Origin of the sequence: Streptomyces sp. NPDC101393 (assembly GCF_044767385.1) — a bacterium.
GTDB lineage: Bacteria > Actinomycetota > Actinomycetes > Streptomycetales > Streptomycetaceae > Streptomyces.
In genome coordinates this window covers 314,954-337,650 of sequence record NZ_JBIWNU010000004.1, presented here as the reverse complement: position 1 = coordinate 337,650, position 22,697 = coordinate 314,954, and the positions used below count along the sequence as shown (strand labels likewise).

At 73.0% G+C, this 22,697-nt stretch carries 22 protein-coding genes; 13 read left to right on the top strand and 9 right to left on the bottom strand.

The features are described from left to right. The first annotated feature begins 228 nt into the window (after positions 1 to 228). From ACIRQ7_RS15000 to ACIRQ7_RS14980, 5 genes are all read left to right on the top strand, one after another. The gene (locus ACIRQ7_RS15000) at positions 229 to 1,188 is read left to right on the top strand and encodes a dihydrodipicolinate synthase family protein (protein ID WP_404262681.1); all 960 of its coding nucleotides are present in this window, start codon (positions 229 to 231) and stop codon (positions 1,186 to 1,188) included. Further along, positions 1,185 to 2,201, top strand: a complete 1,017-nt coding sequence (locus ACIRQ7_RS14995) for an ROK family protein (RefSeq protein WP_404262680.1) — start codon at positions 1,185 to 1,187, stop codon at positions 2,199 to 2,201. Before ACIRQ7_RS15000 ends, ACIRQ7_RS14995 begins: the two co-directional genes overlap by 4 nt. Then, positions 2,198 to 2,905: an N-acetylmannosamine-6-phosphate 2-epimerase gene (locus ACIRQ7_RS14990; protein ID WP_404262679.1), complete on the top strand. Its 708-nt coding sequence runs from the start codon at positions 2,198 to 2,200 to the stop codon at positions 2,903 to 2,905. The genes ACIRQ7_RS14995 and ACIRQ7_RS14990 overlap by 4 nt, the downstream gene beginning before the upstream one ends. Positions 2,906 to 3,021: 116 nt before the next feature. Continuing rightward, complete coding sequence (locus tag ACIRQ7_RS14985) at positions 3,022 to 4,533, top strand: sialate:H+ symport family MFS transporter (RefSeq protein WP_404262677.1); 1,512 nt, start codon at positions 3,022 to 3,024, stop codon at positions 4,531 to 4,533. Between the two features lie 124 nt (positions 4,534 to 4,657). After that, positions 4,658 to 5,326 (top strand): hypothetical protein, encoded by a 669-nt coding sequence (locus tag ACIRQ7_RS14980; RefSeq protein ID WP_404262675.1) that lies wholly within the window; start codon positions 4,658 to 4,660, stop codon positions 5,324 to 5,326. Between the two features lie 56 nt (positions 5,327 to 5,382). Here the strand turns inward: ACIRQ7_RS14980 and ACIRQ7_RS14975 are convergent, their stop codons facing one another. Continuing rightward, positions 5,383 to 6,201: a helix-turn-helix transcriptional regulator gene (locus ACIRQ7_RS14975; protein WP_404262673.1), complete on the bottom strand. Its 819-nt coding sequence runs from the start codon at positions 6,199 to 6,201 to the stop codon at positions 5,383 to 5,385. Positions 6,202 to 6,348: 147 nt separating this feature from the next. Between ACIRQ7_RS14975 and ACIRQ7_RS14970 the strand changes: the two genes are divergently transcribed. Beyond that, positions 6,349 to 7,818 (top strand): MFS transporter, encoded by a 1,470-nt coding sequence (locus tag ACIRQ7_RS14970; RefSeq protein ID WP_404262671.1) that lies wholly within the window; start codon positions 6,349 to 6,351, stop codon positions 7,816 to 7,818. Between the two features lie 67 nt (positions 7,819 to 7,885). On the opposite strand, the gene ACIRQ7_RS14965 is transcribed toward ACIRQ7_RS14970, so the two are convergent. Next, positions 7,886 to 8,125 (bottom strand): hypothetical protein, encoded by a 240-nt coding sequence (locus ACIRQ7_RS14965; RefSeq protein ID WP_401472292.1) that lies wholly within the window; start codon positions 8,123 to 8,125, stop codon positions 7,886 to 7,888. Between the two features lie 67 nt (positions 8,126 to 8,192). Between ACIRQ7_RS14965 and map the strand changes: the two genes are divergently transcribed. Next, positions 8,193 to 9,050, top strand: coding sequence for a type I methionyl aminopeptidase (map, locus tag ACIRQ7_RS14960; RefSeq protein WP_401472289.1), 858 nt, complete (start codon positions 8,193 to 8,195; stop codon positions 9,048 to 9,050). Between the two features lie 148 nt (positions 9,051 to 9,198). Then, positions 9,199 to 9,870: a heme oxygenase (biliverdin-producing) gene (locus ACIRQ7_RS14955; RefSeq protein ID WP_404262669.1), complete on the top strand. Its 672-nt coding sequence runs from the start codon at positions 9,199 to 9,201 to the stop codon at positions 9,868 to 9,870. Between the two features lie 19 nt (positions 9,871 to 9,889). On the opposite strand, the gene ACIRQ7_RS14950 is transcribed toward ACIRQ7_RS14955, so the two are convergent. Further along, entirely contained in the window at positions 9,890 to 10,555 is a 666-nt protein-coding gene (locus tag ACIRQ7_RS14950) for a PhzF family phenazine biosynthesis protein (RefSeq protein WP_404262668.1), read from the bottom strand. Between the two features lie 268 nt (positions 10,556 to 10,823). On the opposite strand from ACIRQ7_RS14950, the gene efeO reads away from it, so the two are divergent. The 4 genes from efeO (at position 10,824) to ACIRQ7_RS14930 (ending at position 15,291) form a co-directional block, all read left to right on the top strand. Continuing rightward, positions 10,824 to 11,972, top strand: coding sequence for an iron uptake system protein EfeO (efeO, locus tag ACIRQ7_RS14945; RefSeq protein ID WP_404262667.1), 1,149 nt, complete (start codon positions 10,824 to 10,826; stop codon positions 11,970 to 11,972). Positions 11,973 to 12,018: 46 nt separating this feature from the next. Beyond that, positions 12,019 to 13,371, top strand: a complete 1,353-nt coding sequence (gene efeB, locus ACIRQ7_RS14940) for an iron uptake transporter deferrochelatase/peroxidase subunit (RefSeq protein ID WP_404262665.1) — start codon at positions 12,019 to 12,021, stop codon at positions 13,369 to 13,371. A 62-nt stretch (positions 13,372 to 13,433) separates the two neighbouring features. Continuing rightward, on the top strand, positions 13,434 to 14,426 hold the full coding sequence (gene efeU, locus ACIRQ7_RS14935; RefSeq protein ID WP_404262664.1) for an iron uptake transporter permease EfeU: 993 nt from the start codon (positions 13,434 to 13,436) through the stop codon (positions 14,424 to 14,426). Beyond that, positions 14,413 to 15,291, top strand: coding sequence for a hypothetical protein (locus tag ACIRQ7_RS14930; protein ID WP_404262662.1), 879 nt, complete (start codon positions 14,413 to 14,415; stop codon positions 15,289 to 15,291). Before efeU ends, ACIRQ7_RS14930 begins: the two co-directional genes overlap by 14 nt. A gap of 139 nt (positions 15,292 to 15,430) precedes the next feature. Here the strand turns inward: ACIRQ7_RS14930 and ACIRQ7_RS14925 are convergent, their stop codons facing one another. After that, the gene (locus ACIRQ7_RS14925; RefSeq protein WP_404262660.1) at positions 15,431 to 16,183 is read right to left on the bottom strand and encodes a bifunctional DNA primase/polymerase; all 753 of its coding nucleotides are present in this window, start codon (positions 16,181 to 16,183) and stop codon (positions 15,431 to 15,433) included. 142 nt (positions 16,184 to 16,325) lie between these two features. Then, positions 16,326 to 16,922: a TetR/AcrR family transcriptional regulator gene (locus tag ACIRQ7_RS14920; protein WP_404262658.1), complete on the bottom strand. Its 597-nt coding sequence runs from the start codon at positions 16,920 to 16,922 to the stop codon at positions 16,326 to 16,328. A gap of 133 nt (positions 16,923 to 17,055) precedes the next feature. Here ACIRQ7_RS14920 and ACIRQ7_RS14915 point away from each other — a divergent pair, with 133 nt between their 5' ends. Further along, positions 17,056 to 17,295, top strand: a complete 240-nt coding sequence (locus ACIRQ7_RS14915) for a DUF6243 family protein (protein WP_404262657.1) — start codon at positions 17,056 to 17,058, stop codon at positions 17,293 to 17,295. Here ACIRQ7_RS14915 and ACIRQ7_RS14910 read toward each other — a convergent pair. From ACIRQ7_RS14910 to ACIRQ7_RS14895, 4 genes are all read right to left on the bottom strand, one after another. Then, on the bottom strand, positions 17,289 to 18,248 hold the full coding sequence (locus tag ACIRQ7_RS14910; protein ID WP_404262655.1) for a small ribosomal subunit Rsm22 family protein: 960 nt from the start codon (positions 18,246 to 18,248) through the stop codon (positions 17,289 to 17,291). The two genes, ACIRQ7_RS14915 and ACIRQ7_RS14910, sit on opposite strands and share 7 nt — an antisense overlap. 99 nt (positions 18,249 to 18,347) lie before the next feature. Next, positions 18,348 to 19,427 (bottom strand): serine hydrolase domain-containing protein, encoded by a 1,080-nt coding sequence (locus tag ACIRQ7_RS14905; RefSeq protein ID WP_404262654.1) that lies wholly within the window; start codon positions 19,425 to 19,427, stop codon positions 18,348 to 18,350. A gap of 56 nt (positions 19,428 to 19,483) precedes the next feature. Then, positions 19,484 to 20,821 carry a multidrug effflux MFS transporter gene (locus ACIRQ7_RS14900; RefSeq protein ID WP_404262652.1) on the bottom strand — a complete coding sequence of 446 codons (1,338 nt, stop codon included), beginning with the start codon at positions 20,819 to 20,821 and terminating at the stop codon, positions 19,484 to 19,486. A gap of 148 nt (positions 20,822 to 20,969) precedes the next feature. Beyond that, the gene (locus ACIRQ7_RS14895; RefSeq protein WP_404262650.1) at positions 20,970 to 22,601 is read right to left on the bottom strand and encodes an alkaline phosphatase D family protein; all 1,632 of its coding nucleotides are present in this window, start codon (positions 22,599 to 22,601) and stop codon (positions 20,970 to 20,972) included. Positions 22,602 to 22,697 lie beyond the last annotated feature (96 nt).

Genomic DNA, 22,697 nt, shown 5'->3' with positions numbered 1-22,697 from the left:
CTCCCTCGCCTGCTGCGCCGCCCGCCGTGCCGCCCCCTGCCGAGGCCGCGAACCCTTGACCGACCGCCTGTTCACGTGTCTATTGTGACCCAGACATAGGACATCCCATGTCCGACGTCCCACCTACGGTCCGGGGTGCGGGCCGGGGCCACCCCGGCCCGCACCCCGTCGCACCCGGCCGGCCCCCGGAGCAGCACGCTCGTACCCGCACCCTCGCTGGAGCCCTTCATGGCACTGCCCGCACCCCTGCACGGCGTCGTCCCGCCCGTCTGCACCCCCCTCGACGCGCAGGGCGAGATCGACACCCCCTCCCTCACCCGGCTCGTCGGCCACCTCGTCGACGGCGGTGTGCACGGACTGTTCGCGCTGGGCTCCACCAGCGAGGTCGCCTACCTGACCGACGCGCAGCGCGCCACCGCGCTGGAGGCCGTGGTGAAGGCCGCGGACGGCCGGGTGCCGGTGCTCGCCGGGGTCATCGACACCACCACCCCCCGGGTGCTGGAACACGCCAGGACCGCCGCCGGACTGGGCGCCGACGCGCTGGTCGCCACCGCGCCCTTCTACACCCGCACCCATCCGCACGAGATCGCCGCACACTTCCGCCGGATCCGCGCCGCCGTGGACCTGCCGCTGTTCGCCTACGACATCCCCGTCGCCGTGCACAGCAAGCTGTCCGCCGCACTCGTCCGCGAACTGGCCGAGGACGGCACCCTGGCCGGCCTCAAGGACAGCAGTGGCGACGAGGGCGGACTGCGCCGGCTGATCGTCGAGCTCGGCGGCCGCGCCGGCCGGAGCACCGGCCCGCAGCCCGGCTTCTCGATCCTCACCGGGTCCGAACTGACCGTGGAAGCCGCCCTGTTGGCGGGCGCCGACGGTGTGGTGCCGGGTATCGGCAATGTCGACCCGGCGGGCTATGTCCGGCTCTACGAGGCCGCGCGGGCCGGCGACTGGGAGCGGGCGGCCGCGGAGCAGGAGCGCCTGGTCGCCCTCTTCTCCATGGTCGACGTCGGCTCGGAAGCCGATATGGGCCGCAGCTCCTCGGCGCTGGGGTCGTTCAAGGCGGCGCTGGCACTGCTCGGTGTGATCGAGCGGGGCACCACCGCGTTCCCGCAGGTCAGGCTGGACGAGGAGGCCGTCGCCGAGGTCGGCCGCCGGCTCACCGCCGCCGGTCTGCCGCCGGTCCGATGACGCGCCCCCCGATAGCCGAGGGGGCGGCGGACGAGGCCCCCGCCCCGTACGCCGCCGCCCCCACCGCTCCCTTGGCCCCCGCCATCGGCCTCGACCTCGGCGGCACCAAGATCGCCGCCGCGCTGGTGGCCGCCGACGGCACGATCACGGCCCGGCACACGGTGCCCACCCCCGGCCGGGACGGGCCGGACGCGGTACTGGACGCACTGGCCACGGCGGCCCGCGCGGTCCTCCCCTGCGGCGGCCGCGCGCCCGCACCGACCGGCATCGGGGTCGCCGCCTGCGGTGTGATCGACCCGGTCGGCGGGCTCGTCCGGGCGGCGACCGACCAGATCCGGAACTGGACGGGTGCGCCCCTCGGCCCCGGCCTGGCCGCCCGTACGGGACTGCCGGTCGCCTGCGACAACGACGTACGGGCCGCCGCCGGACCGGAGTTCGCCGCGCTGCCGGGCCCCGCGCCCTCGCTCGCCTACCTCTCCGTCGGCACCGGCATCGGCGGCGCGGTCGCGGTCGACGGCCGGATGCTGCACGGCCACGCCGGGATCGCCGGGCACCTCGGCCATCTGCCCTCCCCCGAGGCCACCGGGCTGCCCTGCAGCTGCGGGGCCACCGGGCATGTGGAGGCCATCGCCTCCGGGCCCGGCATCACCGCGCTGTACGGGCGGCTGAGCGGATCCCCGGTGGCCCGCCTGGAGCACGTCGTGGCGCGGGCCGCGGCCGGCGACGCGACAGCGGCCGAGGCCATCCGGATCGGCGGACAGGCGGCCGGCCGGACGCTGGGCGGCCTCGCCAACGCCTTCGGGCCGGGCCATGTCGTCGTCGGCGGCGGCGTCCCGCGCACCGGCGCACGCTACTGGGCGGCGCTGCGCGCCGGGTTCGCGTCCGAAGTGCTGGCCCCGCTGCGCGCCCTGGTCCCCCGGCCGCCCCGGCACGGACACGACTCCCCGCTGCTCGGCGCCGCCGCCCTCGTCACCACCCTCCCGCTGCACCACCCCTCTGGAGCGCTCGTATGACCACCCCCGACGCCACTCCCGCCCCCGATCCCGCGCCGCTCACCGCGGCGCTGCGCGGCCGGCTGATCGTCTCCTGCCAGGCACCGCCCGGCAGCCCGCTGCGGGACACCGGCACCATGGTGCGGATGGCCCGCGCGGCGGCCGCCGAGGGCGCGGCGGCGATCCGCGCCAACGGCACCGACGATGTCGCGGCGATCGCCGCGGCGCTGCCCGGGATGCCGGTCATCGGCCTGTGGAAGGACGGCGACGCCGGCGTCCGCCTCACACCCACCGTCCGGCACGCGCTGGCCGTCGTGGAGGCCGGGGCGGCCGTCGTCGCCGCCGACGCCACGGACCGGCCGCGCCCGGACGGCTCCCGCTTCGCCGACCTGGTCGGCGCGGTGCACGCCGCCGGGGCGCTGGTCATGGCCGACGTCTCCACCTTCGGTGAGGGCGTCGCGGCGGCCGCGGCCGGCGCCGATCTGATCTCCACCACCCTGTCCGGATACGCACCGGGCCCGCCCCGGCAGGAGGGGCCCGACCTGGACCTGATCGCCGCGCTCGCCCCGGCCGTGGCCTGCCCGGTGGTCGCCGAGGGCCGGATCCGTACGCCCGAGGAGGCCGCGGCGGCGCTGGCACGCGGCGCGCACGCAGTCGTCGTCGGCACCGCGATCACCGCGCCCGGCGCGCTCACCGCCCGTTTCGCCGCCGCACTGGCGCCCTGACCCGGGCCCCACCCGGCCACCGGCCCCGCACCCCCCGCCCCACCCCACCGCACCGCACCGCGAGGAACCCCCGTAGACCGCGCTCGACGGCGAGCGTCCGGCATCCTGGAGTCACCGTGCACCTTTCGCCCAAGGCGTCCCTTCCCTGGTACCGGGAGGTCAGCCGCACCCGGTGGAAGTCGTTCTTCGCCGCGTGGATCGGCTATGTCCTCGACGGCTTCGACTTCGTACTGATCACGCTGGTGCTGACCGAGATCAGCCAGGAGTTCGACCTGAGCACGGTGCAGGCGGCCAGCCTGATCTCCGGCGCCTTCATCACCCGCTGGCTGGGCGGCGCCGTCCTCGGCGCCCTCGGCGACCGCTTCGGGCGCAAGCTGTCCATGGTGCTGAGCATCCTGCTCTACTCCGTCGGCACCTTCGCCTGCGGCTTCGCCTGGGACTACACCAGCCTCTTCGTCGCCCGGCTGCTGATCGGCATGGGCATGGCCGGCGAGTACAGCGCCAGCGCGACATACGTCCTGGAGAGCTGGCCGAGCCGGGTACGCAACCGGGCCAGCGGCTTTCTGATCTCCGGCTTCTCGCTGGGCTCGGTGCTGGCCGCCGAGTGCTACAAGTGGGTGGAGCCGGCGCTCGGCTGGCGCTGGATGTTCTACATCGGCCTGGCGCCGATCGCGATCGCCCTGTGGGTGCGGCGGGCGCTGCCCGAGGCCGAGGAGTGGAGCGCGACCGTCGCCGAGCGGGAGAGCAAGCCGAATCCGTTCCGGCCGCTGTTCTCGACACCGGCCAGGTCGACGGCGAACGTGGTGCTGACGGGCGCGGCGACGGCGTCCCTGTTCGGGGTCTTCACGCCGGTCGGGGCGGGGGCCGTGCCGGTCCTCGCGGTGGTCGCCGGGGCCGCGCTGACCGCCCTGGCCGTCCAGCTCGGCGGGCGGCGCGGCTGGGTGCTCTATCTGTCGCTGATCATCACGATCTTCGTGGCGTTCCTCTACACCTGGCCCATCCAGGCACTGCTGCCGACGTACCTCAAGACGGAGCTGCACTACTCGACCGGACAGGTCACCAACGTGCTGTTCTTCGCCGGCTTCGGGACCATGGCGGGCTGCTGCCTGGCGGGCTTCGTCGGGGACTGGATCGGTACGAAGAAGGCCTACGCCTGCACCCTGATCGCCTCGCTGGTCTTCGTCTTCCCGGTCTTCGCGGTGTCGGACAACCTCCTGCTGCTCGGCGTGCTGCTCTTCGTCCTCCAGTCGCTCAGCTTCGGCATCTCCGGCCTGCTGCCCCGTTACATCGGCGGGCACTTCCCGACCGAGAGCCGCGGCGCGGGGCTCGGCTTCACGTACAACGTGGGGGCGCTGGGCGGCGCGGTGGCACCGGTGCTGGGCGCACAGCTGGCCGAGGGCAAGTCGCTGGGCGGCGCGCTGGCCACACTGACCTTCGCGGGCACGGTGCTGGTCGTGCTGCTCGTCGGCCTCGACGTGCCCGGCCGCCTGAACCGGCTGATGAACCCGCACAGCCCGCACGACCACCTGGCGGCGCGGCGCGGCGCGGCCCCGCTCGCCGCCCCGGCCACCGGCGGCGCGTCCCCGGGCTCCCCGGACCAGGTCCGCCAGGAGACCGGCAACGCCTGAGCCCGCGGCACCCGCGCCGTACCGAATCCCGCCGACGGGGCCGTACGGCGCGCGGCGCTCCCGTACGGGTGACAACGGCAGAACCGGCCACCTGCGGCGGCCCGCTGCGGCAGGATGCCGGGCCATGGATGCCGTCAGGGTCGCGCTGCTGCGCGAGGTCCTCGCCGGAACCGAGTGGGTCCAGGCCACCCGCCGTTTCGCCGGTTCGCTGCGCGCCTCCGTCGCCCCGCACGGCGGTGGGCTGCTGCTGGTCGGCAGCGCGGCGTACGAGCCCTGGCACCTGGCCGCGCATCTCGACGACGAGGCGGCCTGGTCGGGTCTGCCGGAGCTGTCACCGACGCTGGTGCGCCACCGGGTGCCCACCGGGGTGCCGGCCCATCTCTCGGTCGGGCTCGGCCGGTTGGCCGCCGCGGGGCGCGGCGAGACGCTGCTGGTCGTCACCCCCGAGCAGCCGGGCGCCGGGCTGCTGGAGCGGGTGCACGACGCCCGCCGCAACGGCGCGACGGTCCTCGCACTGGACGGCGGCGACCGCGATCTGCACGCGCTGGCCCATGACGCGCTCGCCGCGCCGCCGGCCGTGCCCGTCGCCGGTGCCACCGGCGACGGCACGGGCGACGAGGGGGAGCGGGCGGGCGCCGCGGCGCAGGACCTCGACCTCGACACCCTCCAGCATCTGGTGAGCGCCGCGGCGGGTGAGAACAGTGTGCCCGTGCCGCGCCGGCACCGCCGCTTCCGCGACCGGCTGGCCCGCCTCGCCGACGAGCTGACCTCGCCGCCGCCACCGCGCTGGTGAGATCCGGGCGGTGGCGGTGCGGGGCGCTCACCCGCGGCCGGAGCGGCCCGCCCCGCCTACCCGCTCAACTCCGGTAGCAGCGCGGCCGTTTCCTCATCGGCGGGCAGGCACGAGACCAGGGTGACACCCGGCGCGTCCACCGCCGCGAGCTTGACGTAGTCGAAGGTCAGCCGCCCGAGCCGCGGGTGGTCGAAGGCCCGGCGCGCGGGGTGGAACTCCGCGACGTCGTGCGTACCCCACCACCGGCGGAACTCCTCGCTCCGCTCGCACAGTTCGGCGGTCAGGTCCGCGAACCCCGGGTCGCCGGTCTGCCGGTCCGCGCCGGCACGGTACTGCTCCAGCAGCGCCCGCGCCTGTCCGGGCCAGTCGACCAGCAGCGTACGGATCCTGCGGTGGGTGAACACCAGCCGGAGGAGGTTGCGTTCGAAGAGACCGCCGCGGTCCGGGTCGCCGATGAGACCGGCTTCGGAACGGTTCCAGGCCAGCAGGTCCCAGTTGGGCGCGAGCAGATAGGCCGGGTGCGGTTGGAGGGCGTCCACCAGGCGCTGCAACGCCGGGCCGCCGGTCCGCTCGGTGGCGGGCCGCGGCAGCGACCGCCCCGCCAGCGCGAAGAGGTGACGGGTCTCGGCCGGGGACAGCCGCAGCACCCGGGCCAGACTGTGCAGCACCTGGCGGCTCACGGTGATGTCCCGGGCCTGTTCGAGCCAGGTGTACCAGGTGACACTGACGCCCGAAAGCAGGGCGACCTCCTCGCGGCGCAGCCCGGGGGTGCGACGGCGGGGCCCTGCCGGGATGCCCGCGTCTTCGGGCCGGACACGCTCCCGGCGGGTACGGAGGAACTCCGCGAGGACGCGACGCCGATCCGGATCAGCCATCGGCTCTCTCCGCAACATGCCGTCCCGCGCGCTCCATTGCCGCCCCCAATCGCCCCCAAGGCGCCTTGCACGCGCCAGAGGGGTACCCCGGCCACCAGCATAAAGTGCCTCTGTTACGCCCACCGGGCCCGGCCCAGGCTGATGACCATGACGCATGCCCGGCCTCCTGCCCCCGCCGCACCACCCACCGCTGCCGCCCCCGCCACCGATACCGGGCCATCGCCCTGGCGGGCGCTGTCCGTCATCCTCATCGGCGTCTACATGGCCGTGCTCGACACCTTCATCGTGCTCGTGGCGGCCCCCGCCATCCAGGACGACCTGCGCGCCTCGGACGCCGACGTCCAGCTCGTCCTGGCGGGCTATCAACTCACCTACGCCCTCGCGCTGATCACCGGCGCCCGGCTGGGGGACCGGTTCGGCCGCAAGCGGTGCTTCCTCGCCGGCCTGGCCGTCTTCACCCTGGCGTCCCTGGCCTGCGCCGCCGCCCCCGGCCCCGGGGCGCTGATCGCGGCGCGCCTCGTCCAGGGGCTCGGCGCGGCCGTGATGTTCCCGCAGGTCTTCGCCACCATCCAGGTGCTGCTGCCGCCGGAGCGGCGGGCCAGGGCGTTCGGTGTGCTGGGCGCGGTCATCGCCACCGCCGGAGTCACCGGCCAGCTGCTCGGCGGGCTGATCGTCTCCGCCGACCTCTTCGGCACGTCCTGGCGCCCGATCTTCTGGGTCAACGTCCCCGTCGGGCTGCTGACGCTGGGACTCGCTGCGGCCTTCGTACGGGAGTCACGCGCGCCGCGGACCTCGCGCCCGGACCTCCCCGGCATGGCCGTGCTCACGCTCGCGCTCGCCCTGATCGTCGTCCCCCTGATCGAGGGCCGGGAGGCCGGCCGGCCGGTGTGGATGTGGGGCAGCCTGGCCGCCGGGATGGCCGCCCTGCTCGGATTCGCCGTGGTGGAGCGCCGGGTCGAGGCGCGCGGCGGCGCCCCGCTCGTGCGGGTGGGGCTGCTGAGGGAGCGCGCCTTCGCCGTCGGCATGCTCCTGGTCCTGCTCGCCTACTCCGGGATCAACTCCTTCTTCCTGGTGCTGTCCGTCACGGTGCAGGACGGTCTCGGGCTGGACGCCCTGCGCGCGGGGGTCTTCTACCTGCCGTTCGCCGTCGCGTTCTTCGCCGGCAGCATCGTCGCGGGGCGGACGGCCCGGCGCGGGCGGCGGCTGCTGCAGGCCGGGGCGCTGGTGCTCCTCCTCGGCCATGCGGCCACCCTCGCCGTGGTGGCCGGTGCCGGGCGTGCGCTGACGGCGTGGGCGCTCGCCGTGCCGCTGCTGGTGGTCGGCCTGGGCAACGGGGTGCTGGTCACGCCGCTGCTGCACGCCGTACTCGGGCGGATCCGCCCCACCGAGATCGGCATGGCGTCCGGGGTGCTGTCCACCGGGCAGCAGATCGGCGGCTCGGTGGGGGTGGCCGTCGTCGGCGTGATCTTCTACGGCAGGCTGGGGGGCGCCGCCCACCACGACGTGCCGGCCTACGGGCATGCGCTGAGCGGTGCGCTGATCTTCAACGTGGCCCTGGCCGCGGCGGTCTCCGCTCTGCTGTACCTGCTCCCGGGGACTGCCGCGGCCGAGCGCTGATCCGGGAGCACCGCGATCCGGCGGCGGGCGGGCCCATGCCACTGCCCGCCCGCCGCCGGTCACCCGGTCACGCTGCGCCGCCGCCCTCGTCGCCGCCCTTGCCCTTGTCATGCCACTTGGGGTCGGTCTCCCACTCCAGATTGCGCTCGCGGGCGGTCTCCATCGCGTGGGCGGCCTCCGCACGGCTCTCGTACGGGCCGAAGCGGTCCGCGGCCCGGCACTCGGGGCCCTCCTCGACCGTCTGGTGCTTGAGGCAGTAGAACCACTCCCCCGGCTTGCCTTCCGTACGCCTCTTGAACAGCGCCATCGCCGCCTCCTTCAGCCGAATCCGGTGCCGCCATCCTGCCCGATGGCCCGCGGATAGACTCGTTGGCATGTCTGGCCAGTCGCTTCTTGCCCCGGGGGACATCTCCCCCACCCGCCCCGTCCCCTCCGCGATCCCGCGCCCCGAGTACGTCGGGAAGGACGCACCCACCCCGTATACGGGGCCCGAGGTGCAGGACGCCGACACGATCGAGCGGATGCGGATCGCCGGCCGGATCGCCGCGCAGGCGATGGAGGAGGCCGCCAAGCTCATCGCTCCGGGCGTGACCACCGATGAACTGGACCGGGTCGCCCATGAGTTCATGTGCGACCACGGCGCCTACCCCTCGACGCTCGGCTACCGCGGCTTCCCCAAGTCGCTGTGCTCCTCGCTGAACGAGGTCATCTGCCACGGCATCCCGGACTCGACCGTCCTGAAGGACGGCGACATCGTGAACCTCGACGTCACGGCCTTCATCAACGGCGTGCACGGCGACAACAACGCCACCTACCTGTGCGGCGACGTCGACGAGGAGTCGACGCTGCTCGTCGAGCGCACCCGCGAGGCCCTCAACCGCGCGATCAAGGCCGTCAAGCCGGGCCGGCAGATCAACATCATCGGCCGGGTCATCGAGTCCTACGCCAAGCGGTTCGGCTACGGAGTCGTCCGTGACTTCACCGGTCACGGCATCAACTCCTCCTTCCACTCCGGCCTGATCGTTCCGCACTACGACAGCCCGCACCACACCACCGACATCGTGCCGGGGATGACCTTCACCATCGAGCCGATGCTGACGCTCGGCACCCACACCTACGACATGTGGGACGACGGCTGGACGGTCGTGACCAAGGACCGCAAGCGCACCGCACAGTTCGAGCACACGCTGGTCGTGACGGATTCGGGCGCCGAGATCCTCACGCTTCCCTGAGGCGGGCCGGGGGTAGGCTTTTTACCGACAGGGCGTCGGGAACAGGTTGACTTAGGTAAGCCTAAGCAGTTAGCTGAGCCGCAGCGCAGACAGCAGTGCGCGGGCGGCCTGTTCCCGTCCGCTCCCCCTCGGCCCCCGGAGGTCCGCCTTGGCAGCGCCCAGCCCGACTCCGCCCGCCCCTTTCTCGACGGTCATCCGCACCGCGTCCGCGGCGCAGCACACCGAGGCCGAGAACTCCTCGTTCATGAGCGACCTGCTCGGCGGCAAGCTCGGCATCCTCGCCTACCGGCGCTACACCGAGCAGCTGTGGTTCGTCTACCGCACGCTGGAGGAGGCCTCCGGGACCCTTGCGGCCGACCCGGTCGCGGGCCCCTTCATCCGGCCGGAGCTGGCCCGCACCGCCGAGCTGGAGCGCGACCTCACCCATCTGGGCGGACCCTCCTGGTCCGCGGGGCTGGAGCCGCTGCCGGCCACCGCCGCGTATGCCGAGCGGGTGGCGGCCTGCGCCCGCGACTGGCCGGCGGGCTATGTCGCCCACCACTACACCCGCTATCTCGGCGACCTCTCCGGCGGCCAGATCATCCGCGGCACGGCCGAGAAGACCTGGGGCTTCGCCCGCAAGGGCGACGGGGTGCGGTTCTACGTCTTCGAGGAGATCGGCAACCCCGCCGCCTTCAAGCGCGAGTACCGCGAGCTGCTGGACGCGCTGCCGGTCGACGACCTGGAGAAGCAGCGGGTGGTCGACGAGTGCAAGCGCGCCTTCGCGCTGAACAGCGCGGTCTTCCGGGAACTGGGCGAGGAGTTCCGGCTCAGCGCGTAAAACGTCCGCACGAGCGGCCCTACGGCGTATCGACGCGCACCCGCCCGCCGACGGCGATGCTGCCGTCCGGGTGGGGGTGGGTGAGGATCTGCGAGCCCGCGCCCTGGCGGATGTCCAGCGGGCGGCCCAGTTCATGGGTCAGCAGCAGGGCGGCGGCGCCGGTCGCCTCGTCCTCCACCACACCGTCGCCGCGGCGCGGGAACGCCCGCGCCCGGACCACGCCCGCCTCCTCGTCCTGCCAGGCCCAGGCGTAGAGCCAGCCCTCCCCCGGCGGCGGCGCGGGCAGCGCGTCGACGTCCGCGGCCGAGGCGAGGCGCTCGGTGCGGCGGCCGGTGACCCACTCCGCCCGCCCGCGCACCCGGACGAGGTCGCCGTCGTAGGCGACCGGGACGTCGCCGGCCGGCGGGCGCAGGGTCGCGAGCGGCGTGCCCAGGCTGCGCAGCAGCCAGGCCAGGCCGACGAGCGGATGCCCGGCGAACGGCAGCCGGACGCTCGGCGTGTGGATGTCGACGGTGCCGCGGACCGCGTCGTCGAGGAACACCGTTTCACTGAAGCCCAGTTCGGCGGCGAGTGCGGCCCGTTCGCGCTGCCCGGGGACGGCCGCGCCGTCACGGACCACCCCCAGCGCGTTGCCGCCCGTGCCGTCGGCGCCGCAGAACACCCGGAGTACGTCGATTTCCGTCATGGGGAGATCCCACCAGACCGCCGATGACGCCACGGGGCAGGGGCGCACCACGGGTCATGAGCCGGTGCGGGGTGCGCCCCTTACCTTGACCCGCCCATGGGCGTGCTGTGACCGGGCGCCCATCAATCCGTGATCGGGCCGTAGTCCGTGAGAGCCGGATCACGGGGAATCGTGGGCAATATTCAGGTAAGCCTCGGATAACTTAGGGCTGCCTTAGTGATAGCACCCCGTACCGTCCGTCCCCTTCGATCCAGCATGGAGAGCCCACATGCGAGCCCTTCGCTCCTCCGCCGTCGCCGCCATCGCCGTGGCCACGGCCCTCACCGCCGTCGCCGGCTGCGCCGAGAAGAGCGACGGCAAGGGCGCCGGCGGCAAGGGCACGATCGAGGTGACCGCGACCGACACCGGCTGCGAGGTCTCCACGAAGGAATTCCCGGCCGGGCACGCGCGGTTCGCGGTGCAGAACAAGGGCTCCAAGGTCACCGAGGTCTACGTCTACGCGCCCGGCGACCGGATCGTCACCGAGCGGGAGAACATCGGGCCCGGCACCAAGGCGGAGATCACCGCCGAGATCAAGGCCGGCCACTACGAGATCGCCTGCAAGCCCGGGATGAAGGGCGACGGCATCCGGCAGAAGGTGACCGCGAGCGGCAAGGGCGCCGACGCCAAGCGCGACCCCCGGCTGGACGCCGCCGTCGCCGCGTACCGCAAGTACGTCCAGCAGCAGGCCGATCAGACCCTCCCCCGCACGCAGAAGTTCGCCGACGCGGTCAAGGACGGCGACGTCGAGTCCGCCAAGAAGACCTACGCCCTCTCGCGCGTCGGCTGGGAGCGCACCGAGCCGGTCGCCGAGTCGTTCGGCGACATCGACCCGAAGGTCGACGTGCGCGAGGACGGCCTGGAGGACGGCCAGAAGTGGACCGGCTGGCACAAGCTGGAGAAGTCCCTGTGGGAGGAGAAGAAGATCTCCGGGGACGACAAGAAGCTGGCCGGCACGCTCATCACCGACCTCAAGGACTGGCAGAAGCGGGTCGGCACCGCCGAGATCACCCCGACCAGCATGGCCAACGGCGCCAAGGAGCTGCTCGACGAGGTCGCCACCGGCAAGGTCACCGGCGAGGAGGAGCGCTACAGCCACTCCGACCTGATCGACTTCCAGGCCAACGTCGAGGGCGCCGAGAAGGCCTACACCCTGCTCAAGCCGGTCGCCGCGAAGAACGACCCGGAGCTGGCCAAGGAGCTGGACAAGCAGTTCGCCGCGATCCGCGCCCGCCTCGACAAGCACCGCGACAAGGGCTCGGCGGACGGCTTCGCCGCGTACGACACGGTCGGCAAGAGCGAGCGCAAGACCCTGTCCGACGGCGTGAACGCGCTGGCCGAGCCGCTGTCCAAGCTGGCCGCGGCCGTCGCCAAGTGACGCGTCGCCGGACAGCCGAGGCAGCGGACCACGAGGCGGGGACGGGATGACGAACGACGCGGCAGAGCAGGGTTCCACGGACGGCGCCGACGCAACGGCCGAAGGTACGGCCGAGAGCGCGGCGGACGGCACGAACGCCAACGGGCGGGCGCCGTCGCGGCGTTCGCTGCTCGGCTGGGGCGGCGCCGGGCTGGCGATCGGCGCGGTCGCGGCCGGCGGCACGGCCGCCGCGCTGCGCGCCGGCGGTGACGCCCAGCCGGCCGGCGCGGACGCCACCGCGGGCGCGGCCGTACCCTTCCACGGCGCGCACCAGGCCGGGATCGCCACCGCCGTCCAGGACCGGCTGCACTTCGCGTCGTTCGACGTCACCACCGACGACCGCGCCGAGCTGATCGCGCTGCTCAAGGAGTGGACGAAGGCGGCGGCGCGGATGACGGCGGGGGACGCGGTGGGTGACGGCGCGGTCGGCGGGCTCGCCGAGGCGCCGCCGGACGACACCGGCGAGGCGCTCGGGCTGCCGCCGTCCCGGCTCACCCTGACCTTCGGCATCGGCCCGACGCTGTTCGAGAAGGGCGGCAAGGACCGCTTCGGTATCGCCTCCCGGCGTCCTGACGCGCTGATCGACCTGCCGCAGTTCCCCGGCGACAACCTCGACAAGGCGCGCAGCGGCGGCGATCTGTGTGTCCAGGCCTGCGCGGACGATCCACAGGTCGCGGTGCACGCGATCCGCAATCTCGCCAGGATCGGCTTCGGCAAGGTCGCGATCCGCTGGTCGCAGCTGGGCTTCGGCAAGACGTCGTCGACGACGCCCGACGCGCACACCCCGCGCAACATGTTCGGCTTCAAGGACGGCACCCGTAACGTCGCGGGCAGCGACAAGGCCGCCCTGGACAAGCATGTGTGGGTCTCCGGCGCGGACGCGAAGGGCGCCGGCGCCTGGATGGCCGGCGGCTCGTATCTCGTCGCCCGCCGGATCCGGATGCACATCGAGACCTGGGACCGCACCTCGCGCAAGGAGCAGGAGGACGTCTTCGGGCGGGACAAGGGCGAGGGCGCACCGGCCGGCCGCAGGCACGAGCGGGACGCGCCGCACCTGAAGTCGATGCTGCCGACCGCGCATGTGCGGCTCGCGCACCCGGACTCCAACGGCGGGGTGCACATCCTGCGCCGCGGCTACTCCTTCACGGACGGTACGGACGGCCTGGGGCGGCTGGACGCGGGGCTGTTCTTCCTCGCCTACCAACGCGACGTACGCCACGGATTCGTGCCGCTCCAGCAGAACCTGGCGCGGACGGACGCGCTCAACGAGTACATCCAGCATGTCGGTTCCGCGGTGTTCGCGGTCCCGCCGGGCGTCGCGACGGCCGACGACTGGTGGGGCCGGGCGCTGTTCGCCTGATCCGCCGGACCTCGTCGGGTCCGTGACCCCATGGACCCCGTGAAAGAAAGAAAGGAACCGCCGTGTTCGGCAATTACCTGATCGGGCTGCGCGAAGGACTGGAAGCCAGCCTTGTGGTGTGCATTCTCATCGCCTACCTGGTCAAGACCGGGCGGCGGGAGGCGCTGCGCCCGGTCTGGGCCGGTATCGCGCTCGCGGTGGTGCTGTCGTTCGCGTTCGGTGCGGCACTCCAATTCGGTTCGCAGACGCTGACGTTCCAGGCACAGGAGGCGCTCGGCGGCTCCCTGTCGATCATCGCGGTGTGCCTGGTGACGTGGATGGTCTTCTGGATGCGGCGTACCGCGCGGCATCTGAAGCAGGAGCTGCACGGAAAGCTGGACGCGGCGCTGGCGATGGGCACCACGGCGCTGGTGATCACCGCGTTCCTGTCGGTGGGCCGCGAGGGCCTGGAGACGGCGCTGTTCGTGTGGACGGCAGCGCAGTCGGCCAACGACGGGGTGCGGCCGCTGATCGGCGCGCTGCTGGGCCTGCTGACGTCCGTGCTGCTGGGCTGGCTGTTCTACCGCGGTGCGGTGCGGATCAACCTGGCGAAGTTCTTCACCTGGACCGGCGGGATGCTGGTGGTGGTCGCGGCGGGCGTGCTGGCGTACGGCTTCCACGACCTGCAGGAGGCGGAGTTCCTGCCGGGGTTGGGCAGCCAGGCGTTCGACATCAGCGAGCAGATCCCGGCGGACAGCTGGTACGGCACGCTGCTGAAGGGCATCTTCAACTTCCAGCCGGATCCCACGGTCCTTCAGGTCACGGTGTGGGCGCTCTATCTGGTCCCCACGCTCGTGATCTTCTTCGCCCCCGGTAAGGTGGCGCCGAATCGTGCCACCCCGGCGGCCGCCCCGTCCGCCCCGGTCGCCCCGAAGGAGCCCGAGCCCCATGACACGCAGGTCGCCGTTCCGGGTGCCCGCAACACTGACGTCGGCAGCGGCGGCGATGGTGATACTGAGCGGGTGCATGACGGTGCACGGCGAGCGGGAGATGCTGCCGGCGGTGTCGAAGGCTGAGGGTGCCAAGGCGCTCCAGCACTTCACCGAGCAGTACAACAAGGCCAACACCAGCTACAACCCGAAGCTGAACCTCTCCTACGAGTCGGGGGCGTTGCTCGCCATCGACCAGGCGGGCCTGAAGTGGTCGCACGCGGTCAGCCCGAAGGGCAACCCCACCTTCCGGCCCCTCACGCTGAAGGACGCGCAGTTCACGGTGCCCAAGCAGAAGGGCTGGCCGAAGTCCTTCGTCGCGGACGCGATGAGCAACCGCCGGAACGCCACCACCGGCCAACCGCAGCGCTGGTTCCTGGTGTTCAGCCGCGACAGCATCGACGCGCAGTGGCGGGCCGAGTACTTCGCGACGTTCGCCGGCAACGCGACGCCGAAGCTGAAGAAGGACGAGGACGGTTACGCCGAGGCGGTACCCACCGGCTCCGGTTCCGGTCTGACGGTCAATCCGGGCAAGTTGAGCCGGACCTACGCGGACTACCTCAACACCGGCAAGGGTGAGGCCTTCGCGCCCGGCCCGCACACCGATGGCTGGCGCGAGCGGCGCGCGAAGAACGCCAACCAGGTCAATGCCCGTCTGCTGTGGCAGGACCGGCCGTCGGACTACCAGCCGGTGGCGCTGCGAACGGCGGACGGCGGTGCGCTGGTGTTCTTCTCGACCGTCTACCACCAGCAGAAGACGGCGGCCGAGGGTCTGCGGCTCAATCTGGTGCCCGGGATGCGCGGGATCCTGGACGGGCCGGCGAAGAAGACCAACCGGATGGCCTTCACCACGGTCTCGGCGCAGGCCGTGAAGGTGCCGGCCAAGGACAGCGACGGCAAGATCACGATACTGAACCGGATCGAGCGGATGACGGCGGCCAGGACACTCTGAGCCGCCGCGCGCACTGCGCTCAAAACTGCACGGCAAACAAAGGGGCCGTCGGTCGTCCGACGGCCCCTTTGCCGTGTGGGAGATGCGCCATGCGGGAGATGCCCTGCGCAGGAGATGCGCCGCGCGGGAGAGGGAGCGGTCAGCGGCCGATCGGCCAGGCGGCGGACGCGTGGTCGTGGTCGGCGGGCTGCCGGCCGATGAACTCCGCGCAGGCGTCGGTGAGCGACTCCAGCAGCGTCAGCGGGTCGGGCAGCGGCAGCTCGGGGCCGCGCAGCCAGGTCACCGCGGGCTGGTCACCGGGGAGCCGGGAGGGCGGCAGGAGGACGTAGCTGCCGCGGCAGTGCCAGCGCAGTCCGGGGTGCTCGTCCATGGTCTCGGGGTGGCAGTCCAGCTCACAGGGCCACCACTCGTCCTCGTCGTCCGGGGTGCCGCGGGTGGCGGTGAAGAAACCCATCCGGCCGTCGCCCACGCCGGCGCCGCTGAGGGTGATCGGCCCTACGTCGATGCCCGCGGCGTCCAGCCGGCTCAGGGCGTTGCGGCCCGCCTCGACGGGGACGTCCAGCACGTCGTGGGTGATGCCGGTGGAGGTGATGAAGTTGGCCTCGGGGAGGCTGCGGATCCAGGCGGCGACCTTGTCGCGGTCGGTGGTGGCGACGGTCTGCCAGCCGAAGGAGATGGGGTGCCGGCCCGGGGTGGGACAGCCGATGCGCTCACAGGAACAGCCGTAGCCGGACGGGTGCGCCGCCGGGGCGACGGGGAATCCGGCGTCGACCGCGGCCAGCAGCAGGTCCTCGCGGCCGCGGGCGGCCGCCATTCCCGTGTCCGTATCACTGCCGTCCGATCCGCTCTTCGGGCGGCGCAGCCACTGGGAGAACCTGCTCTTGCGTTCCATCTATCCCCTCACTTCGAGCGGTGGTCTGGGATCAATGCTGCCACCATCCTGCTCCTCGGGTGACCGGAGTGCGGATCCGGGGTGAACGAACGACCGGCCAAGGCGGGCATTTCACACCATCGGCGACATGCGGCCGACGCACTCAGGCGCGTGGCCGCAGTCCGCGCAGTGCCAGGTCGACCAGCGTGTCGACGTACTCGTAGGTGAGTTCGCCGGTGCGCATCAGCCAGCGCTGTGAGAAGGGACTCAGCAGCATCTCGGCGGCCACCCGCGGGTCGGCGTCCGCGTCCACCTGGCCCGCCTCCTGGGCGGCGCGCAGCCGGTCGACGTAGACCTGGATACCGGGCTCCAGCAGCCGGGCGACGAAGGTGCGGGACAGCTCCTCGTCGTTCGCGCCGGCCACCGCGAGGGCGCGGTAGGGGGCCTGGAACGCCGGGTTGTTGAACTCGTCCGCGGTCGCCCGCAGCACGCTCTTCAGATCCGCCGCGAGATCGCCGGTGTCGGGCACGCCGTCGGCGTAGTCATCGACGTCGACGGTGAAGGCGTCGAGCAGGACCGCGGCCTTGGAGGGCCACCAGCGGTAGATCGTCTGCTTGCCGACGCCCGCCCGGGAAGCGATGCCCTCGATCGTGAGCTTCTGGTAGCCGACCTCACCGACGAGGGTGAGGGCGGCCTCGAAGATCGCGCGACGGGAGCGTTCGCTGCGGCGGGAGGAGTCGGGGGGTGTCTTGTTGGCCATACGGACGAGTCTACCGAGGGAGAGGCGAGACGTATCGTCTTGACAAGACGGAGCGTCTCGCCGCATTCTGATTCTTGACGAGACGAGCCGTCTCGCTTGAAGGGGGCCCCGGTCCCGGCGAAAGGACAGCACCATGAGCAAGGGAAACGCAGGCGGCATGCTGGGCGTGGGCGGCACCCGCAGCAAGCTCTCCCGCGGCGCGATGCGCGGCGGCGGAGCAGTCGGCAAGAGCGGCGCGGGCCGCCCCGATCCGCAGGCGCAGCGGCGCGAACTGCTGCGCACACTCCAGGAGGGCCGCAAGGGCGCGGGCCGGTCCGCGGGCGGCAAGGCCGGTGACGGCACCGCTGCCGGGCCCGACGCGGACGCTCAGTGACGCGGTAGGCCGTCGCCCCACGACGCGTCGCGGGCCGCGCGGTAGCTCTCGCCGTGGCGCTTGGTGACCGTGCTGCGCACCAGGCCCTCGTCGGCCGTGCACAGGTCCAGCAGGACCTGGCCCTTGCGCAGCTGCGGCTTGCGGACGATACGGGCCGGCGGCTCCGTGGGGACCGCGACGCGGGTGGCGGCCACATAGCTGAACTTCTCGTCCTCGTACGACAGCGAGCCGCCCTTGACCTGGCGGTGCAGGGACGAGCGGCTGACCCGGGCCGCGAAGTGGCACCAGTCCTCCCCGGGCACGATCGGGCAGGTGTCGCTGTGCGGGCAGGGGGCGGCGATCCGCAGTCCCGCCTCGATGAGCTGGTCGCGGGCCTCGCGGATACGGAGGTAGCCGTCGGGCGTGCCCGGTTCGATCAGCACGACGGACCGCGCGGTCGCCGCCGCGGCCACCACGGCGCGGCGCGCCTCGGGCCGCAGCTCGCCGAGCACGTAGGAGACCGTCACCAGGTCCGTGCCCTCCGGGACGGCGAGCCCTTCGCCGATCACCCGGCGCTGCCACTCCGCCTCGGGAAGGACATCGGCGGCCAGCTCACGGCCGAGGTCGAGGGCGGGCTGCGCCCAGTCCCAGACGGTGCTGCGGTGGCTGTCCCAGGTGGCGGCGGCCGCCCAGGTGGCGGCGCCGGTGCCGCCGCCGATGTCCACATGGGTGGCCGGTGACCAGTCCGGCACCCGTGCGGCGAAGGCGGTCAGCGCGGCGTGGACCGCCTCGAAGGTGGCGGGCATCCGGTAGGCGGCGTACGCGGCGACATCCGCGCGGTCCCTGAGTACCGGGGCGTCGGTGGGGGTGGTGCCCCGGTAGTTGGCGATCAGCCGCTCCACGGCCTGCGCGGCCCGCTTGGGCGGCAGGCCGTCGAGCAGGCCGGCCAGCGCGGCCCGCAGTTCCTCGTGCATACGGAAAAGTTTACGGGCCGCACGGGGCGCCCCCCGCCGCCGCCGTCACCGCCCTCCGGGCCGGCGCGCCTCGGGGTCCGGTGCGCCTCGGGGGCCGCCTCAGCCGGCGCGGGCGGCGGCGCGGGCCAGGCAGGTCGCGGCCGCCGCGCGGGGCGCGCTGCCGCCCGCCCTGCGGCGCGGGTGGACGGTGTTGGCGAGCAGTACCAGGAAGGTGTCGGTGGCGCGGTCCAGGACGACCGAGGTGCCGGTGAAGCCGGCGTGCCCGGCCGCGCCGCGGCCCGCCAACTCGCCCATGAAATACGGCTGGTCGACGGCGAAGCCCAGACCGGGCGGATCGAGCAGCGCCGCCACCCCGTCGGGCCCGAGGATGCGGGCGGTGCCGTACCCGCCGCCGTTGAGCAGCGTCCGGCACAGCACGGCCAGGTCCTGCGCGGTGGAGAACAGACCGGCGTGCCCGGCGACGCCGCCCAGCGCCCAGGCGTTCTCGTCGTGCACCTCGCCCCGCACCATGCCGCGGTCCGCCTTCGCCCACGGCCGCCGCTGGTCCTCCGTCGCCGCCACACCCTGCGGCGCCAGCGGCCCGTAGGAGGTGCTGGACATGCCCAGCGGGCCGGTGATGCCGTCCCGTACGAGGACGTCCAGGCCGCGCCCCGTGAGGTCCTCCAGGACCAGCTGGAGGGCGATGAGGTTGAGGTCGGAGTAGCGGTAGGTGCCGCCGGGCGGGGCCTCCGGGGCCGCCGCCTCCGACCACAGCAGCTCCAGCTGGGCCGCGCGGCCGTCGCGCTCGTAGAAGGGCAGCTCGGGCCGGAGCCCGGAGGTGTGGGTGAGCAACTGCCGGACGGTGATGCCGGACCCGGCGAAGCCGGGCAGCCGGGAGGCGACCTCGGCCTCCAGGTCCAGCCGGCCGCGCTCGACCTGCTGGACCGCGGCGATGGCGGTGAAGAGCTTGCTCACCGAGGCGAGGTCGAAGACCGTACCGACCCGCATCGGCTCCCGCCGCTCGCGGGCCAGATCGACGCCGCGGTCCCGCCCGGGATCGTGCGCGCGGTAGCGCAGCGCCCAGCCGGTCGCGGCCTCGGCGGCGACCACCGGGCCGCGACCGGCAAGGACGACCGCGCCCGCACACCACGGGGGCCGTCCGTCGGGAAGTGCGCACACGCCGTCGACCAGCCGTTCCATCCAGACGGGGTCGAGCCCCGCCTGGGCCGGTGTGCCGTGTCTGAGCCCCGGTGCGTTCAGAGTCCGGTCCTCTCGCCCGATGTGCCGCTCGTCTCCCCCCTACGCTGCCACGGGCGGCACATCACCAGGAAGCTCACGAGCGCCAAAACCGCGCAGGAGAGTTGTACGACGGCCATCGGCACGGCGGTCCGCTCGCCCGCGATACCCACCAGGGGCGAGGCGACCGAGCCGAGCAGGAAGGTCGAGGTGCCCAGCAGCGCGGAGGCGGAGCCCGCGGCGTGCGGGGTGCGCAGCAGGGCCAGGGTGTTGGTGCTCGGCATGACCAGACCCATGGACGCCATCAGCACGAACAGCCCGGCGGCCATCGGCACCAGACCGACGTCGCCGAACACCCCGGAGGACATCAGCAGCAGGCTCGCACCCGCGACGGCGATCAGCCCCAGGCCGATGCCCAGCACCCTGTTCAGGCTGACCCGGCCGACCAGGACCTTGCCGTTGATCTGGCCCATCACGACCAGGCCGACGGAGTTGATCCCGAAGAGCAGGCTGAAGGTCTGCGCGGAGGCGCCGTAGATCTCCTGGATCACGAACGGCGAGGCGGAGATGTAGGCGAAGAGCGCGGCGAAGGCGAAGGCGCCGACGAGCAGGTAGCCGGAGAAGCTCCGGTCGGCGAGCAGATCGCGCATGGTGCGCAGGGTCTGGCCGAGGCCGCCGGAGTGCCGGCGTTCGGGCGGCAGCGTCTCGTGCAGCTTGCGCCAGACCAGGAGGGTCAGCAGCACACCGACGACGGTCAGCACCGCGAAGACACCGCGCCAGTCGGTGACCTCCAGGATCTGCGCGCCGATCAGCGGGGCGACGACCGGCGCGACGCCGGAGATCAGCATCAGGGTGGAGAAGAACCGGGCCATCGCCACGCCGTCGTACAGATCGCGGACCACCGCCCGCGCGATGACGATGCCGGCCGCGCCCGCCAGGCCCTGCAACAGGCGGAAGGCGATGAGGAGTTCGGCGTTGGGGGCGACCACGCACAGGGCGGTGGCCAGGATGTAGATCACCATGCCGGTGAGCAGCGGGCGGCGGCGCCCCCACTTGTCGCTCATCGGCCCGACGATCATCTGGCCCAGGGCCATACCCGCCAGGCAGGTGGTGAGGGTCAGCTGGACCGTGGCGGCGGGGCTGTGCAAGGAGGCGGTGACCTCCGGCAGGGCCGGGAGGTACATGTCCATGGAGAGCGGCGGAACCGCCGTCAGGCCGCCGAGGACGAGGGTGACGAGGAGGCTGGTGCGGCGGGACGCGACCGGTGCAGCCGGTGCACCTGGCGTTCGGGGCGCGCCCCGCCCGGCTATCGGGGGAAGATCCTTGGTCTCGGCCGTACCGGGGCCGGGGTCCGTCATGAGCGTCTCCATGGTTTATTGATGGCCGCACCATGGTGTCATGCACGGATCTGTCCCGACCCCTTCCGGACCGGTCCCTTGGGCCTAGGACCGGACCTAGGACCGGTCCTACGAAGGGCTTACGACCGCGTGCTCATGATCGCGCGGGTCAGGCGGAGTTCAGCCCCGGGGCGCCCGCCTCGGAGACGAAGGACGCGGCCGTGGTCACCGGCGCCCCGGGGGTGGTGACGGCGGACACCGTGCGGTAGTCGCCGCGGGCGGTGTCCTGGTCCAGGGTGACGGTCAGATAGCCGCGCCGGCCGTTGTAGTACTTCATGTGCGGGTTGGCCGCCATGTACGTCGCCCAGTCCGCGGGCCGCTCGGCGCCGTCCTTGCCACTGGCGATCGAGGTGGTGACGAACTCCACGCCCGCGGTGCGCGAATCCGGGTCCTTGAAGTCCCGCTTGATGTCGAAGGCGTAGTGGACGTGCACATCGCCGGTAAGGACGACGAGGTTGTCGGCCCCGGCCGCCTCGGCGCCGGCCAGCACCCGCTCGCGGGAGGCCGGGTAGCCGTCCCAGCTGTCCATGCTGACCTGGTGGTCGGCGCCGGTGGCGTTGCGCCGCTCGGAGAAGGTGACCTGTTGCGGCAGCACGTTCCAGCGGGCGGTGGACGCGCGCCAGCCGTCGGTCAGCCAGCGCTCCTGGGTGGCGCCGGTCAGGGTGCGCGCGGGGTCCTGCGACTGCGGGCCCGGTGCGTGCCATCCGTCGCCGTAGGCCTGGTCGGAGCGGTACTGGCGGGTGTCGAGGATGTCGAACTGGGCGAGCTGTCCGTACTGGACGCGGCGGTAGAGCTGCGCGTCGGCGCCCTTGGGCCGCTGCGGGCTGCGCAGCGGCTGGTTCTCCCAGTACGCGCGGTAGGCGGCGGCCCGGCGGGCCAGGAACTCGGCGGCCGGGAGGTGGTCCTCGCTGATGTCCGAGGCGTAGTTGTTCTCCACCTCGTGGTCGTCCCAGGTGACGATGAAGGGGTGGGCGGCGTGCGCGGCCTGCAGGTCCGGGTCGGACTTGTAGAGGGCGTAGCGCAGGCGGTAGTCCTCCAGCGTGACCGTCTCGCGGTGGAAGCGGGCGGGCAGCGTGCGGTCGCTGTAGTTGCGGGCGCCGCCCACCGCCGTCACGGGGTATTCGTAGAGGTAGTCGCCGAGGTGGAAGACGACGTCGAGGTCCTCCTGCGCGAGGTGCTTGTAGGCCGTGAAGTAGCCGTCGTGGTAGGCCTGGCAGGAGACCGCGCCGAGCTTGAGGTCGGTGAGCCGGGCGCCGCGCGCGGGCGCGGTGCGGGTGCGGCCGGTGGGGCTGATCCAGTCGCCGGCGCGGAAGCGGTAGTAGTAGACGCGGTCGGGGGCGAGGCCGGTGGGCTCGATGTGCACGGAGTGGTTGAACTCCGGGTGCGCCTCCGCACGGCCCTGCCCGGCGAGCTTCTGGAAGCGCTCGTCGTGGGCGACCTCCCAGCGGACGGTGACTCCCGCCGCGGGCATGCCGTTGCCCGGCTCGTAGGGGCGGGGCGCGAGGCGGGTCCACAGCACGACGGATCCGGGCAGCGGGTCACCGGAGGCGACGCCGAGCGTGAAGGGGTTCTCGGTGATCTTCCGCGCGTCGGCCGCCGCGGCGTACGCGGCGCCGGTGCCCGGCAGGTTCGTCGCGAAGGCGAGCGCGGCGGCGGCGCCGGTCGCGGTGAGGAAACGGCGGCGGCCGAAGTGCGCGGCGGCGGCCCGGATCTCCTGCTCGTGCGGTGCGTGGTGAGTCATCTGCCCCTCCCCTGACGGTGGTTGTCACCCGTGATTGCAGGGGAGGGGGACGGCGCGGCGCTGTCCCGTGTACGACGCATGCATGGCCGCTGGATG

What these genes read in the sequence shown, in the direction of transcription:
- ACIRQ7_RS15000 (WP_404262681.1), top strand. Translation starts at nt 229, where the DNA reads ATGGCACTGCCCGCACCCCTGCACGGCGTCGTCCCGCCCGTCTGCACC.
- ACIRQ7_RS14995 (WP_404262680.1), top strand. Translation starts at nt 1,185, where the DNA reads ATGACGCGCCCCCCGATAGCCGAGGGGGCGGCGGACGAGGCCCCCGCC.
- ACIRQ7_RS14990 (WP_404262679.1), top strand. Translation starts at nt 2,198, where the DNA reads ATGACCACCCCCGACGCCACTCCCGCCCCCGATCCCGCGCCGCTCACC.
- ACIRQ7_RS14980 (WP_404262675.1), top strand. Translation starts at nt 4,658, where the DNA reads ATGGATGCCGTCAGGGTCGCGCTGCTGCGCGAGGTCCTCGCCGGAACC.
- ACIRQ7_RS14975 (WP_404262673.1), bottom strand. Translation starts at nt 6,201, where the DNA reads ATGGCTGATCCGGATCGGCGTCGCGTCCTCGCGGAGTTCCTCCGTACC.
- ACIRQ7_RS14970 (WP_404262671.1), top strand. Translation starts at nt 6,349, where the DNA reads ATGACGCATGCCCGGCCTCCTGCCCCCGCCGCACCACCCACCGCTGCC.
- ACIRQ7_RS14965 (WP_401472292.1), bottom strand. Translation starts at nt 8,125, where the DNA reads ATGGCGCTGTTCAAGAGGCGTACGGAAGGCAAGCCGGGGGAGTGGTTC.
- map (WP_401472289.1), top strand. Translation starts at nt 8,193, where the DNA reads ATGTCTGGCCAGTCGCTTCTTGCCCCGGGGGACATCTCCCCCACCCGC.
- ACIRQ7_RS14950 (WP_404262668.1), bottom strand. Translation starts at nt 10,555, where the DNA reads ATGACGGAAATCGACGTACTCCGGGTGTTCTGCGGCGCCGACGGCACG.
- efeO (WP_404262667.1), top strand. Translation starts at nt 10,824, where the DNA reads ATGCGAGCCCTTCGCTCCTCCGCCGTCGCCGCCATCGCCGTGGCCACG.
- efeB (WP_404262665.1), top strand. Translation starts at nt 12,019, where the DNA reads ATGACGAACGACGCGGCAGAGCAGGGTTCCACGGACGGCGCCGACGCA.
- ACIRQ7_RS14925 (WP_404262660.1), bottom strand. Translation starts at nt 16,183, where the DNA reads ATGGAACGCAAGAGCAGGTTCTCCCAGTGGCTGCGCCGCCCGAAGAGC.
- ACIRQ7_RS14920 (WP_404262658.1), bottom strand. Translation starts at nt 16,922, where the DNA reads ATGGCCAACAAGACACCCCCCGACTCCTCCCGCCGCAGCGAACGCTCC.
- ACIRQ7_RS14915 (WP_404262657.1), top strand. Translation starts at nt 17,056, where the DNA reads ATGAGCAAGGGAAACGCAGGCGGCATGCTGGGCGTGGGCGGCACCCGC.
- ACIRQ7_RS14910 (WP_404262655.1), bottom strand. Translation starts at nt 18,248, where the DNA reads ATGCACGAGGAACTGCGGGCCGCGCTGGCCGGCCTGCTCGACGGCCTG.
- ACIRQ7_RS14905 (WP_404262654.1), bottom strand. Translation starts at nt 19,427, where the DNA reads ATGGAACGGCTGGTCGACGGCGTGTGCGCACTTCCCGACGGACGGCCC.
- ACIRQ7_RS14900 (WP_404262652.1), bottom strand. Translation starts at nt 20,821, where the DNA reads ATGACGGACCCCGGCCCCGGTACGGCCGAGACCAAGGATCTTCCCCCG.
- ACIRQ7_RS14895 (WP_404262650.1), bottom strand. Translation starts at nt 22,601, where the DNA reads ATGACTCACCACGCACCGCACGAGCAGGAGATCCGGGCCGCCGCCGCG.